We start from the raw sequence: 13014 nt of genomic DNA, 5'->3' as shown, positions 1-13014 counted from the left end.
GCGAAAACTCAAGGGATAAGAACCGTCGTCCCCGTCGTCTTGCGGCCTTCCAAATCGGCATGAGCCTGTGCCACGTCGCGTAGCGCATAACGCTGGTTGATCCTGATCTCGACGGCGCCGCTCAGCACCACATCGAACAATGCGTCAGCCGACCTTACCATATCTTCGCGCAGCGCATTGTAGACAAACAGCGTCGGCCGGGTGGCAAACAGCGAGCCCTTCTGGGCCAGGAGCGAAATGCTGAACGGCGGGATCGGTCCCGAGGACTGGCCGAAGCTGACGAATGTGCCGAGCGGCCTGAGGCAGTCGAGCGAGCCGGGAAAGGTGTCGTTGCCGACGGAATCGTAGACGACGTCGCATTTCTTGCCGCCGGTGATGGCAGCCACCTCGGCGACGAAATCCTGGCTGCGATAGTTGATGACGTGGTCGAAGCCATGCGCCATGGCAAGCTCGCCCTTGTCGTCCGAGCCTACAGTGCCGATGACTGTCGCACCGAGGTGCTTTGCCCACTGGCCGAGGATCAGGCCGACGCCGCCAGCGGCCGCGTGGTAAAGAACCGTATCGCCGGCCTTCACTTTGAAGGTACGCAGCAGCAGGTATTCGGCGGTCATGCCCTTCAGCATCATCGCCGCCGCCTGCTCGTCGCTGATGCCGTCGGGCAGCTTGACCAGCTTGTCGGCGGCAATCACGCGCTGCTCGCAATAGGCGCCCGTCGGAATGGAATAGGCGACGCGGTCGCCGACAGAAAGCCAGTTCACGCCCTCGCCGAGTTCGAGCACCACGCCGGCCGCTTCGCCGCCAGGCGTCACCGGCATGCCAGCGGGCGCAGGATAAAGCCCCGTGCGGAAATAGACGTCGATGAAGTTCAGGCCGATCGCGGTATGGCGGATGAGCGCTTGGCCGGGCCCCGGTCGGGCGACCTCTACCTCTTCATAGACAAGCGCTTCGGGGCCGCCGTGGGCGTGAACGCGTATGGCTTTGGGCACGTCGTCAGTCTTTCTCTGTCTCGATTGCCGGCTCGCCGCCGAGTTTGGGGAAAAATTGCATAACGCCACCGATGAAGAACAGGTAGATGCCGCTGATGGCGATGCCGATCTTGACCCATTCGCTGGCATCCATGGCCTGCCACAGCGCGACACCGCCAAACGCGCACCAGATCAGCGTCATCGGCAGGTTGATGTTGCGAAGCCTGACGACCCGCACCGGATGCAGGAAGTTCATCGGAACGAAGGTCAGTATGCCGGCGATGACCACCACTGCGAACGACACCCATTGCCCCGGCTCGATGACGAACAGCGTGAACACCACCATGTTCCACACCACCGGGAAGCCCTTGAAGAAGTTCTCCTTCGTCTTCATCCCGGTGTCGGCATAGTAGATCGCGCTCGACACCACGATGATCGCGCCCGACAGAAACGACAGCCCCTCTCCCATGAAGCCGCTCTGGTAGAGCGCGAAGGCAGGGATCAGGACGTAGGTGACGTAGTCAATGATGTTGTCGAGCAGTTCGCCCGACCATGTCGGCAGGATCTCCTTGACCTCGAGCTTGCGCGCAATCGGCCCGTCGATACCGTCGACGAAAAGAGCGAGCCCCAGCCACCAGAACATCGCCGTCCAGCGCTCCTCACTCGCCGCAACCAGCGACAGGAAGGCAAGGAACGAACCCGATGCGGTGAGAAGATGGACCGAAAAGGCCCGCGCCTGCGGCCATGTGACTTTCTTAGGCTTCACGTTTCCCGCCAATCATTTTGCAGAATTGAGCCGAGTGGATGAACATGACCGAGCATATGGAGCAAATCTGTTGCGGCATGATTGCACGAATTCTCTAGTCATCGTGCCTCCTGTTTGCCACCGGTAGTCTCCCTTGCCATTCCGGCACTTAATAGCAGCGTCGCTTTCCAGACAAGACGAAAGCCAAACCGAAAATGCCTTGTCACGGCGCCAACACTGCTTCATCCACTTCGGCGTGATGAGCCGGCAAGTTATCAGGCTGGCTGAAATTGCGCCGGGATCGACTGTTGCGACCGAATGGGATGAATCGCCGCGTTGATCAATGGCTTAGGCCTGCAATATACCAGGAAAACCGAGGTGCTGAGACAGCACTGGAACAGCATGGGCTGCCGATGAGCGTCGACACGAGAATTCTGGTGGCAGGCACCGGGCCCGTGGGGTTGATATCAGCCCTCGCCTTTGCCAAGGCCGGCTTCAGCGTCGTGCTTGCCGGACCGCCGGCCCGGACCGACGATGGCCGCACCACAGCTCTGATGGTCCCGGCGCTGAAGTTCCTGGCCACGCTCGGCATGCTCGATTCGCTCGAGCCAGATGCTGCTCCCCTCAAGGTGATGCGCATCATCGACGGCACGTCGCGGCTGATCCGCAGTCCGATGGTCACCTTCCGCGCCGGCGAGATCGGCGAAGAGCATTTTGGGCTGAACTTCCAGAACCGCGTCTTCAATGCAGTTCTGGAAAAGGCGGTCGAAGCCCATTCGGGAATCGAGTGGCGCCGCGCCATGGTCGACAACTGGACCCTTGAGCCCGGCAAGGTGATTGCCACGCTATCGGACGGCACGTTGGTTGAAGCGCCATTGGCGGTTGCCGCCGATGGCAGGAATTCACAGGCCCGCCAGGCCGCCGGCATTTCGGCCTCAGCGCAGTCGCTGCCACAGGCCGCTCTGGTGCTGAATTTTGTCCACAGTCGTGACCACGCCTTCACCTCGACCGAATTCCACACCGAAACCGGGCCATTCACCCAGGTGCCGCTACCCGGCCGCCGCTCAAGCCTCGTCTGGGTGCTCAGACCCGAAACCGCCAAGGAATTCGCCAGCGTCGGCGACGATGCGCTGTCGCAACGTGTCGAGCAGCAGATGCAGTCGATGCTCGGCCGCGTCACGATCGAGGGCGGACGCCAGATCTACCCTTTGTCGACATCCTTGCCGCTGCGCTTCGCCCAGAACCGCATCGCCCTGGTCGGCGAAGCAGCGCATGTGTTTCCGCCGATCGGCGCGCAAGGGCTCAATCTCGGCATCAGGGATGTCGACCAACTCGTTGAAACGGCAGCCAAACATCGCGACGATTCCGGGGCTCCAGAAGCGCTGGCAGCCTATGATGCCGCACGGCGTCCCGACATTGTTGCCCGCACCAGCGCGGTGAACCTGCTCAACAGGTCGCTGTTGTCCGACATGCTGCCGGCGCAGCTGGCGCGCAGCGCCGGCCTCAACGTTCTCGGCGTCTTCTCGCCACTCCGTGCCTTCTTCATGCGCGAAGGCCTGCGCCCGGGTAGCGGCTTTTCCTCGGCCGTCGCCGGGCTTCGTTCGCCGCGCCGCGGCGGCGACGCTGCCACCGACTGAGCTTAAGGAAAGAGATCCGGCGGCAAAATGCCGTGCTGGATCGCGTAAAGCAGCCCGGTCACCGTCAAGACAGACAGACAGGTGGTGACCAGCACGCTGGCCGAAGCCCGCTCAACCCAGACGCCATATTGCTGGGCGATGACGAAAACATTGGTCGCCGTCGGCAATGCCGCCATGAGCATGGCCGAGAACAGCCAGACCGGCTCGAAATTGCCAACCCAGCTCAGCACGACGTAGCACAGCAGCGGATGCAGGATCAGCTTGAGCAGCGCGATCGGCACCATCTCATGCGGCACCCGCTTCAACGGCCGCAAGGCCAGCGTCACGCCCATGGCAAACAATGCGCAGGGTGCTGCCGCCCGCGACAGATATTCAAGGAAGCGTTCGACAGGCAGGGGCGGCCGGAATTCGACATAGGCCGCGAGCACGCCGATCGCCGTTGCAACGATGAACGGATGAAAGGCGATCTTCTTGACCACGTCCAGAGCAACGCTCATCGGCGAGCGCGGCTCGTCGCCGGCCAGCGCCATCATCATTGGTGCTACGGTGAAATGCATGATGTTTTCGAAACAGAAGATCAGTGCGACTGGAACCGCCGCCTCCTCGCCGAAGGCCAGCAGCGCCAGACCTGGGCCCATGTAGCCGATATTGCCATAGGCCGACGCCAGCCCCTTGATCGTCGATTCGGCGATCTCGCCGCGCCCTCGGATGCAGGAGGCCGTAAACATCAGCATGAAGATGACGAAGGTCGAGAACACCGCGCCTGATATGTAGCCCCACTCGGTCAGCCGCTCGAACGGCGTCTTGGCCAGCAGCTGGAAAAACAGCGCCGGCAGGGCGACATAAACGATGAAGGTCGTCATCCAGCCGAGCGCTTCCAGCGGCTGCCGGGTGATCCGGGCAACGACGAACCCCATGAAGATCAGCCCGAAAAAGGGCAAGACCAGACCGATCACCTCAGACATCGGCGCTTTCCCGCTTCTCGTGCTGGAAAAGGCGCGTTCGCCGCCTGGCGGGCAACGGATGCGCGATGGAGCATTGCTACCAGCCGGTATCGTGCCGCCGGACCGGCCGTCAAGCCGCTATGCCATTGAAATGGCTGCCTTGCTGCGCCAAATAGGAAGTTGGAAGGGCGCGATCTCAGGGGCCGAACGGAAAGATCGACCTCGAACGTGTCTTAAGCGATTGAAAGCGCGTGTGAATTGGCAACTCTCACGCGGTGCAGGTGATCCATGAAGACGGCAAAATTCTCGATCGGACAGGTGGTGCGCCACCGGGTCTTCCCGTTCCGGGGCGTGATCTTCGATGTCGACCCCGAATTCGCCAACACCGAGGAGTGGTACGACGCGATCCCCGCCGCCGTGCGCCCGCGGCGTGACCAGCCCTTCTATCACCTCCTCGCAGAGAATGCGGAGACCGAATACGTCGCCTATGTCTCCGAGCAGAACCTGCTGGAGGACAGCTCCGGCGAGCCGGTGCGGCATCCACAGGTCGGTGAGTTTTTCGACAAGACAGCGGATGGTCACTACGCCCCCAAGGCGCGTAGCAGCCACTAGACGCAACCAGTTGATATGCAACAAAAAAGCGGGGCCGAAACCCCGGTTTTTTTTCAGCTCAGTACGGTCAGGTCGATCAGTTGGCCGTCTTGGCCTTGTCCTGTTCTTCCTTGAGCTTCTTGGCGAAGTCCTCGTTGTTCTTCGACACGAACTCCTGGAGCTTCTTCTGGCGGTCTTCCAGGTCCGACTGCTTCAGCGGCTCGCCATCGAAGGCGCCGGTGAATCCCGACAGCGAAACCTTGATCGGGTTCGGCTGGTTCTGGAAGTTGATCGAGGTCAGGGTCAGGTCGGTGCCCTTCTTGAACGAGCCGACGAGCGCGTCGGTCAGGGCGATCTCGGCCACGCAGCGGTCCGGGAAGCAGATCACGTATTCCAGCTTCTGGGCCTTGGCGCCATCGACCTGCAGGCCGATTCCCGGAGGGATGAGGCGGCCGCTCGGCACGGTGACCTGGAACACCTTGCGGTTGACCTTGCCCTTGAGCTCGATCATCGAGATGCCGGTGACCAGCTGGCCGTTGCTCGCGGTCAGGATGTTCTGCACGTTGCAGATATCGACGTCAGCCTGCTTGGAACAGGCCTTGAACCAGCCCTGCGGCACCTGCTGCTGCTGCGCAGCGGCCGGCGCGAGGCCCGACGCCAGCAGACCGGCAACGCCAGCCGCCAAGGCCGACAGGCGGAGACCGTCGAATTTCTGGCTCGTCATCTTCATGAATTCCTCTCAAACAATCCCGGAACCGGCCCTAGCCGTGTGTCGACGCTACCTGTTGGGCAAATGAGGCAACAGCATGACTTCGCCGCGCGTGTTACACTGCCGCGAGCCGCGAATCCAGCCTGTTTCCATGCATTTCTTGTGCCTTGCGCCAGCATGGACGGGCCACATACGCCTGCGCTACGCTTCGAATCATCAAAGCTTCCCCGAATTCGTGGAGAATCGTCGTGAGACGCACTCTTTCGCTGCTGGTTGCCACCGCCGCCATCACAACTCTGGCGCCGCGCGCCGCTCTGGCCGAGCCCGTTCATGGCCTTTCCATGCATGGCACCCCTGCCCTGCCCGCCGATTTCAAGAACTTTCCCTACGCCAATCCCGACGCCCCCAAGGGCGGCAAGATCACCTACTGCGTCATCGGCAGCTTCGACAATCTCAACCCGTTCATCATCAAGAGCCTGCGCACCACCGCGCGCGGCATGATAGATACGATCTACGGCAATCTCGTCTTCGAATCGCTGATGCAGCGCAGTGCCGACGAGGCCTTCAGCATCTATGGCCTGACTGCCAAGTCGGTCGACATCGACCCCGAGCGCGAATGGATCGAGTTCCACCTCGACCCCAACGCCAAGTGGTCGGACGGCCAGCAGATCACGCCCGACGATGTCATCTTCACCTATGAGGTCTTCACCGAAAAGGGACGCCCGCCCTACAGCGACCGCATGGCCAAGATCGAGAAGATCGAAAAGACCGGGGACAACAGCGTCCGCTTCAACTTCAATGACAAGGCCGACCGCGAATTCCCACTTATCATCGCGCTGACGCCGATCGTGCCCAAACACGCCTTCTCCAAGGACACGTTCGACCAGACCACACTGAAACCGCTCGTCGGCAGCGGCCCTTATACGGTTGCCGAAGTGAAGCCCGGCGAGCGCATCGTCTTCAAGCGCAATCCCGAATATTGGGCACGCGACATCCCGTCCAAGCGCGGCTTCGATAATTACGACCAGATCACCATCGAGTATTTCCTCAACGCCGCTGCCCAGTTTGAGGCGTTCAAGAAGGGCATCTGCGACACCTTCACCGAGGCCGATCCGGTCAAGCGCGCACGTGGCTTCGATTTCCCTGCCTTCAAGAACGGCGACATCGTCGCCGAGACCTTCAAGAGCGGCCTTCCGCCTGTCGTCACCGGCTTCATGTTCAACACCCGGCTGGCGAAATTCGCCAACCCTGAGGTTCGCCAGGCGCTCGGCATGCTTTACGACTTCGAATGGGCCAACCGAAACCTGTTCGCCGGCAAGTATGAGCGCACCGTCAGCTATTGGCAGGGTTCGGAGCTTTCCGCCTTTGGCGTGCCGGCCAACGACAAGGAAAAGGCGCTGCTGGCGCCCTTCCCCGATGCGGTGCGCCCCGACATCATGGACGGCACATGGCGCCCACCTGTCACCGACGGCTCCGGTCAGGACCGCAAGGTGATGAAACAGGCATTCGAGCTGTTCAAGGCCGCCGGCTACACCTTGCAGGGCGGCAAGATGCTCGATGCACAAGGCGCGCCCTTCGCCTTCGAGATCCTGACTTCGTCCGAGGCCGAGCAGCGGCTTGCCGCGCTTTACCAGCGCACGCTGGAAAAGCTCGGTATCGCGGTTACCATCCGCGCGCTCGAAGCCGACCAGATTCAGTCACGCAAGCAGGCTTTCGAATTCGACGCGCTGATCGGCGTCACAGGCTTCACCGGGACCCTGTCGCCGGGCATCGAACAGATCGGGCGCTGGGGCTCGTCGTCGGCCCAGAAGCCTGGCTCATTCAATCTTGCCGGCGTTTCCAGCCCCGCCGTCGACGCAATGATCGACGCCATGCTCAAGGCGCGCGAGAAGGAAGATTTCGTGGCTGCGGTGCGTGCCCTCGACCGTCTCTTGATCTCCGGCAACTACATGGTGCCGTTCCAACACAACTCCGAGCAGTGGATCGCATTTGCGAAGAGACTAAAACATCCGGAAAAAACACCCATATTTGGCTATCAGTTGCCGGTCTGGTGGAGTCAGGGCGGTTAATCGAACTGCTTGAGCTAAGGACTTTTCCATGTCTGAACAGAACCGGATCACCATCGACGTCGTCTCGGATGTTGTCTGCCCGTGGTGTTTTCTTGGCATGAAGCGCCTCGAAAACGCCCTTGCCAGCCTGCCCGACATCAAGGCCGAGGTGCATTGGCGCCCGTTCCAGCTCGACCCGACGATCCCGCCCGAGGGCAAGGAACGCAAGGCCTACATGCTGGCGAAATTCTCGGACGAGAACCGGTTGAAACAGGTCCACGCCAATCTGGTCTCGCTGGGTGCTGTCGAAGGCATCTCGTTCGACTTCGACGCCATCACGGTTGCGCCGAACACGCTCGATGCCCACCGCCTCATTCGCTGGGCAGCGGCTTCGGGAGACGGCGTGCAGGACAAGCTCGCGCGTTTGCTGTTCAGCCTCTATTTCGAGCAGGGCAAGAACATCGGTGACCACGCCGTGCTGGTCGAAGCAGGGCGCGAAGCCGGCATGGATACGGCGGTCGTCGAATCGCTGCTCGCCACCGACGCCGACCGCGACGACGTCACCAACGAGATCGTCACCGCCTCGCGCATGGGGATCACAGGCGTGCCCTGCTTCCTGCTCGACGGCAAATACGCGGTCATGGGCGCCCAGGACTCGGCCACCCTTGCCGATGCCATTCGCCAGGTGGCAGCCGAAAAGGCTGCCGGCGAGCCGACGCTCAACTAAGCCCGCCCGGCCGCTGCGCCGGTCGGTGTGATACAATGTATCCAAAGCCCCCTTCGCTTCGGCGATCGGGGCTTTTTTGGTGTTGGCGATAAGCAGTGCCAGCGATGGAGCGTCAGTGCCCATTGGGGCCGACATCGGGGATTAATGGCTTCATGGACGCCACGGCATGGAGCGGCCAAGGGCCTTGTGTGAATTCGCGACGACGCGTGAGCATGACACCCCTCGCCTGCTCAGGCCACTCTTGGCCAGAAACAGCAATTTGGGCTACGCAAGTAACCGCGATCGTTCGAGGCAATTTCCGCAATGAAAGACATAGCGTCCCGGCCCTACGTGGCCGAAGACTTTGCCGCCTGTCTGGCGATATTCGACAGCAACGTGCCGACCTTCTTTGCTCCGGAAGAGCGCGCGGACTTTTGCCAATTTCTGGAAAGCATCGATACCGAAGGTTGGCCCTATCTGGTGCTCACACGCAATGGGTCGGTCATCGCCTGTGGCGGGCTGGCAGTCGAGCCAGAACGCAAGCGCGCCAGCTTGGCATGGGGAATGGTCGACAGGGTGTTTCACGGACAGGGTCTGGGGACCAGATTGACGCAGGCCAGATTGGCGCAGGCACGCGCTATCCCTGGCATCGCAGAACTGATCCTGGAAACCAGCCAACACACCCATGGCTTCTATGAGAAGTTCGGCTTCACCGCCTCGAGAGTCACGCCCGATGGTTTCGCGCCAGGGTTGGACCGCTGGAACATGACGTTGCGCCTTACGGACACCTGATCCAATCCAGCGGCTGCTCCGGCATCGCGCCCCTGCGATGCCGGTCCCTATCCCATGCGCACGGCATCTCAAGCCGCCTGTTCGGCCAACTTCGCCAGTTGCGTCATGATGACGGCCGAGCCGGCCAGGCGCTTTTCAGGGTTCGGCCAGTCGCGGGCGAACACCACCGAGTGATCCGGCCTGATCTTGGCCAGCGTACCCTGCTCGGCGATGTAGCGCACCAGACCCGCCGGGTTGGCAAACTCCTTCTTGCGGAACTGCACCACCACGCCCTTCGGCCCGGCATCCAGCTTTTCGACATTGGCCTTGCGGCACAAAGCCTTGATGAAGACGATCTTGAGCAGGTGCTTGACCTCCTCCGGCAACGGCCCGAAGCGGTCGATGAGCTCGGCGCCAAAACCGTCGATCTCCTCGGTGTTTTCGAGATCGCCAAGTCGACGGTAGAGCGCCAGTCTGAGCTGCAGGTCGGGCACATAGCCTTCCGGGATCATGACCGCCGTGCCGACAGCGATCAGCGGCGACCAGCCGGTGTCGATCGCCTCGCCGCTGCCGCGCAGCTCGGCCACTGCCTCTTCCAGCATCTGCTGGTAGAGCTCGAAGCCGACTTCCTTGATGTGGCCCGACTGCTCCTCGCCGAGGAGGTTGCCGGCGCCACGGATGTCGAGGTCGTGGCTGGCGAGCTGGAAGCCGGCGCCCAGAGTATCGAGCGACTGCAGCACCTTGAGCCTGCGGTCGGCGGTGGCAGTCAGCGTCCGGTTGGCGGGCAGCGTGAACAACGCATAGGCGCGCACCTTAGAGCGCCCGACGCGCCCACGCAGCTGATAGAGCTGCGCCAAGCCGAACATGTCGGCGCGGTGCACGATCAGCGTGTTTGCGGTCGGAATGTCTAGGCCCGATTCGACGATGGTCGTCGACAGCAGCACGTCGTACTGGCCGTCGTAGAAGGCGTTCATGATGTCGTCGAGCTCGCCTGGCGGCATCTGGCCATGCGCCACCGCCACCTTCAATTCAGGCACCGATTCCTGCAGGAACTGATGAATTTCGGCGAGATCGGCGATGCGCGGCACGACATAGAAGCTGTGGCCGCCGCGATAGCGCTCGCGCAGCAGCGTCTCGCGGATGACCAATGGGTCGAAGGGCGAGATGAAGCTGCGCACCGCCATGCGGTCAACCGGCGGCGTGGCGATCAGCGACAACTCGCGCACACCGGTCAGCGCCAGCTGCAGCGTGCGCGGGATCGGCGTCGCCGACAAAGTCAGCACGTGCACGTCGCTCTTCAGCTCCTTGAGCCGCTCCTTATGCTTGACGCCGAAATGCTGCTCCTCGTCGATGATCAGCAGGCCGAGGTTCTTGAACTGTATCGACGAGCCGAGCAGTGCATGTGTGCCGACGACGATGTCGACAGTACCGTCTGATATGCCTTGCTTGGTCTCGGCAAGTTCCTTGCTGCCGACGAGCCTGGAGGCCTGCCGCACCTTGACCGGCAGGCCGGCGAAACGCTGCGAGAAGGTCTTGAAATGTTGGCGCGACAACAAGGTCGTCGGCACCACGACCGCCACCTGGAAACCTTCCATGGCGGCAATAAAGGCCGCGCGGAGGGCAACCTCGGTTTTTCCAAAGCCGACGTCGCCGCAGATCAGGCGGTCCATCGGCTTGCCGGCACCCAGGTCCTCCATCACTGAATCGATGGCGCTCTGCTGGTCGTCGGTCTCCTCATAGGGGAACCGCGCCGCGAATTCGCCATAGACGCCATCAGGCGGGTTCATCGCGGGTGCTTCGCGCATATGCCGTTCGGCGGCAAGCTTGATCAGTTGCCCGGCCATCTCCAGCAGGCGCCGCTTGAGCTTGGCCTTGCGCGACTGCCAGGCGCCGCCGCCGAGCTTGTCGAGCTGGGCCTCGGCTGAGTCCGAGCCATAGCGCGACAGAAGCTCGATGTTTTCGACCGGCAGGAACAGCCGGCCGTCCGAGGCGTAGTGGATTTCGAGGCAGTCATGTGGCGCACCGGCCGCCTCGATTGTCTTGAGGCCGACAAAGCGGCCGATGCCGTGGTCGGCGTGGACGACGATGTCGCCCGACGACAGCGACGCTGCCTCGGCGATGAAGTCGGCAGCGCGCTTGCGCTTCTTCGAGCGCCGGATCAGCCGGTCGCCGAGAATGTCTTGCTCGGCAACGACGACGAGGTCACCTGACTCGAAGCCGGCCTCGATCGGCAGCACCGCGAGGCCCGCTTCGCCCGGCTTCAGCGCCTCGACCTCGGCCATGTTCACCACACGCTTGAGGTTGCCGAGCTCGTGCTCGTCGAGGATCTGCGTCAGCCGGTCGAGCGAGCCTTCGGTCCAGCCGGCGACAACGACGCGGCGCTTGGCCGCCCGCTGGTCGGCGATGTGCCGGGCCACCACGTCGAAGACGTTGGCGTTCGGGTCGGCGCGCTCCTCGGCAAAGCTGCGGCCGACATGCGAACCGGCATGCAGCACCTTGCGTCCGCTCGAAAACGGCGTGTCGAACGGCGTAAGCTCAGCATTGACCTGGTCGGCGAGCGCGGTGAACACCTCTTCGGGCGACAGATACATCTGATCTGGCGCCACAGGCTTATAGGGCACGGCATCTTTGAGCCCCTTGCCCTCGCCCTGCTTGCGGCGGGCCTCGTAGTGATCAAGGATCAGCGCATGGCGCTCGCTCAAAGCCTCGCGCGCCAGATGGTCGAACACCACAGGCGCGTCGGGCAGGTAGTCAAAGATCGTTTCGAGATGCGAGTAATAGAACGGCAGCCAGTGCTCCATGCCGGCAAAGCGCCTGCCTTCGCTGACCGCGGCGTACAGAGCATCGTCGCGCGACGGCGCGCCAAAGGCGTCGATGTAACTGCGGCGGAACTTGCTGATCGTTTCCGGCGTCAGCGCCACCTCGCTCATCGCCTGCAGTACCACCTGATTGCGGCTGCCCGTCGTGCGCTGGCTGGCGACGTCGAAGGCACGGATCGTCTCCAGCGTGTCACCGAAGAAGTCGAGGCGCAGCGCATCCGCGGCACCCGGCGCATATAGGTCGAGGATGCCGCCACGCACGGCGAATTCACCGACGCCGCGCACCGTCGGCACGCGCTCGAAGCCAGCCCGTTCGAGCCGCGCCACCAGTTGGTTCATCTCGACCTGGTTGCCCGGCTTGGCGCGGAATTCCTGCGCTTCGAGCGCAGCCGACGGCGGCATGCGCTGCAGAAGCGCATTGGCCGTCGTCAGCACGATCGCCCGATGCGGCTCTTTCCTCAATGCGATTATCGCCGCCAGCGCATCGAGCCGGCGCGCTGCCGTATCCGACCCCGGCGACACGCGGTCGTAGGGCAGGCAGTCCCAGGCCGGCAGTTCGAGCACCGGCAGGTCGGGCGCGACGAAAGCCAGCGCTTCGACGATCTGCGGCAGCCGCTGTCCGTCGCGCGCGACAAACAGCAGCGGCTTGTCAGGCGCCGTCTCGGCGGCGGCGATGGCGAGCGCGAAGGCCTCATAGCCGTCGGCGACGCCGTCGACGATGAACTGTCCGGCGCGACCCTTGGGCAGGCCGATTGCTTTGGTCAGGCTCATGATTTCACTCAGGCTGTGAACGCGCCGCGCGACGCCACGATCTGGCGATAGACGTCATGGTCGACAGCTTCAGGCACAGGGTGCTCGCCGATGATCCAGGACAGCAGCTCCTTGTCGGTGATGTCGAGCAGCACCTCGTAGAGGTCGAGCTCCGCATCGCTCAGCCTGTCGATATTGGCGTCGGCGAAACTGCCGAGGATCAGGTCCATCTCGCGCATGCCGCGATGCCAGGAGCGGAACAAAAGCTTGCGCCTGCGCGTATCAAGCCCTTCGCTCGAGCGTGTCGATCCGGTCATGTCAGCAATCCT

General features: G+C 62.6%; 11 protein-coding genes. 5 read left to right on the top strand and 6 right to left on the bottom strand.

Annotation, left to right across the window (positions count from 1 at the left end; all coding sequences use genetic code 11):
- Window positions 1–8: 8 nt before the first annotated feature.
- Together Amn_RS13995 and pcsA are read right to left on the bottom strand one after the other, a co-directional pair.
- Window positions 9–986, bottom strand: a complete 978-nt coding sequence (locus Amn_RS13995; RefSeq protein ID WP_067962189.1) for a quinone oxidoreductase family protein — start codon at window positions 984–986, stop codon at window positions 9–11.
- A 4-nt stretch (window positions 987–990) separates the two neighbouring features.
- Window positions 991–1731 carry a phosphatidylcholine synthase gene (pcsA, locus tag Amn_RS13990; protein WP_067962191.1) on the bottom strand — a complete coding sequence of 247 codons (741 nt, stop codon included), beginning with the start codon at window positions 1729–1731 and terminating at the stop codon, window positions 991–993.
- Window positions 1732–2123: 392 nt separating this feature from the next.
- Between pcsA and Amn_RS13985 the strand changes: the two genes are divergently transcribed.
- Window positions 2124–3347 (top strand): UbiH/UbiF family hydroxylase, encoded by a 1224-nt coding sequence (locus Amn_RS13985; protein ID WP_286288274.1) that lies wholly within the window; start codon window positions 2124–2126, stop codon window positions 3345–3347.
- Window positions 3348–3349: 2 nt separating this feature from the next.
- Here Amn_RS13985 and Amn_RS13980 read toward each other — a convergent pair whose 3' ends face one another.
- The gene (locus Amn_RS13980) at window positions 3350–4312 is read right to left on the bottom strand and encodes an AEC family transporter (RefSeq protein WP_067962193.1); all 963 of its coding nucleotides are present in this window, start codon (window positions 4310–4312) and stop codon (window positions 3350–3352) included.
- A gap of 267 nt (window positions 4313–4579) precedes the next feature.
- Here Amn_RS13980 and hspQ point away from each other — a divergent pair, with 267 nt between their 5' ends.
- A complete protein-coding gene (hspQ, locus tag Amn_RS13975) occupies window positions 4580–4903 on the top strand; it encodes a heat shock protein HspQ (RefSeq protein ID WP_067962194.1) in 324 nt (107 codons plus the stop codon).
- A gap of 76 nt (window positions 4904–4979) precedes the next feature.
- Here hspQ and Amn_RS13970 read toward each other — a convergent pair whose 3' ends face one another.
- Window positions 4980–5606 carry an invasion associated locus B family protein gene (locus tag Amn_RS13970; protein ID WP_067966575.1) on the bottom strand — a complete coding sequence of 209 codons (627 nt, stop codon included), beginning with the start codon at window positions 5604–5606 and terminating at the stop codon, window positions 4980–4982.
- A gap of 233 nt (window positions 5607–5839) precedes the next feature.
- Between Amn_RS13970 and Amn_RS13965 the strand changes: the two genes are divergently transcribed.
- The 3 genes from Amn_RS13965 (at window position 5840) to Amn_RS13955 (ending at window position 9137) form a co-directional block, all read left to right on the top strand.
- Complete coding sequence (locus tag Amn_RS13965; protein ID WP_502874724.1) at window positions 5840–7660, top strand: extracellular solute-binding protein; 1821 nt, start codon at window positions 5840–5842, stop codon at window positions 7658–7660.
- Window positions 7661–7688: 28 nt separating this feature from the next.
- Complete coding sequence (locus Amn_RS13960) at window positions 7689–8366, top strand: DsbA family oxidoreductase (RefSeq protein ID WP_286288267.1); 678 nt, start codon at window positions 7689–7691, stop codon at window positions 8364–8366.
- A gap of 303 nt (window positions 8367–8669) precedes the next feature.
- Complete coding sequence (locus Amn_RS13955; RefSeq protein WP_067962200.1) at window positions 8670–9137, top strand: GNAT family N-acetyltransferase; 468 nt, start codon at window positions 8670–8672, stop codon at window positions 9135–9137.
- A gap of 68 nt (window positions 9138–9205) precedes the next feature.
- On the opposite strand, the gene mfd is transcribed toward Amn_RS13955, so the two are convergent.
- Both mfd and Amn_RS13945 read right to left on the bottom strand, forming a co-directional pair.
- Window positions 9206–12706 (bottom strand): transcription-repair coupling factor, encoded by a 3501-nt coding sequence (mfd, locus tag Amn_RS13950; protein ID WP_286288264.1) that lies wholly within the window; start codon window positions 12704–12706, stop codon window positions 9206–9208.
- A gap of 8 nt (window positions 12707–12714) precedes the next feature.
- A complete protein-coding gene (locus Amn_RS13945; protein ID WP_182574191.1) occupies window positions 12715–13002 on the bottom strand; it encodes an FAD assembly factor SdhE in 288 nt (95 codons plus the stop codon).
- Window positions 13003–13014: the final 12 nt, after the last annotated feature.

Origin of the sequence: Aminobacter sp. Y103A (assembly GCF_030294925.1) — a bacterium.
GTDB classification, from domain to species: Bacteria; Pseudomonadota; Alphaproteobacteria; order Rhizobiales; family Rhizobiaceae; genus Aminobacter; species Aminobacter ciceronei.
The sequence above is the reverse complement of the archived record's forward strand: the minus strand, read 5'-3'. Positions and strand labels throughout refer to the sequence as shown.

What these genes read in the sequence shown, in the direction of transcription:
- Amn_RS13985 (WP_286288274.1), top strand. Translation starts at nt 2,124, where the DNA reads ATGAGCGTCGACACGAGAATTCTGGTGGCAGGCACCGGGCCCGTGGGG.
- Amn_RS13980 (WP_067962193.1), bottom strand. Translation starts at nt 4,312, where the DNA reads ATGTCTGAGGTGATCGGTCTGGTCTTGCCCTTTTTCGGGCTGATCTTC.
- hspQ (WP_067962194.1), top strand. Translation starts at nt 4,580, where the DNA reads ATGAAGACGGCAAAATTCTCGATCGGACAGGTGGTGCGCCACCGGGTC.
- Amn_RS13970 (WP_067966575.1), bottom strand. Translation starts at nt 5,606, where the DNA reads ATGACGAGCCAGAAATTCGACGGTCTCCGCCTGTCGGCCTTGGCGGCT.
- Amn_RS13960 (WP_286288267.1), top strand. Translation starts at nt 7,689, where the DNA reads ATGTCTGAACAGAACCGGATCACCATCGACGTCGTCTCGGATGTTGTC.
- Amn_RS13955 (WP_067962200.1), top strand. Translation starts at nt 8,670, where the DNA reads ATGAAAGACATAGCGTCCCGGCCCTACGTGGCCGAAGACTTTGCCGCC.
- mfd (WP_286288264.1), bottom strand. Translation starts at nt 12,706, where the DNA reads ATGAGCCTGACCAAAGCAATCGGCCTGCCCAAGGGTCGCGCCGGACAG.
- Amn_RS13945 (WP_182574191.1), bottom strand. Translation starts at nt 13,002, where the DNA reads ATGACCGGATCGACACGCTCGAGCGAAGGGCTTGATACGCGCAGGCGC.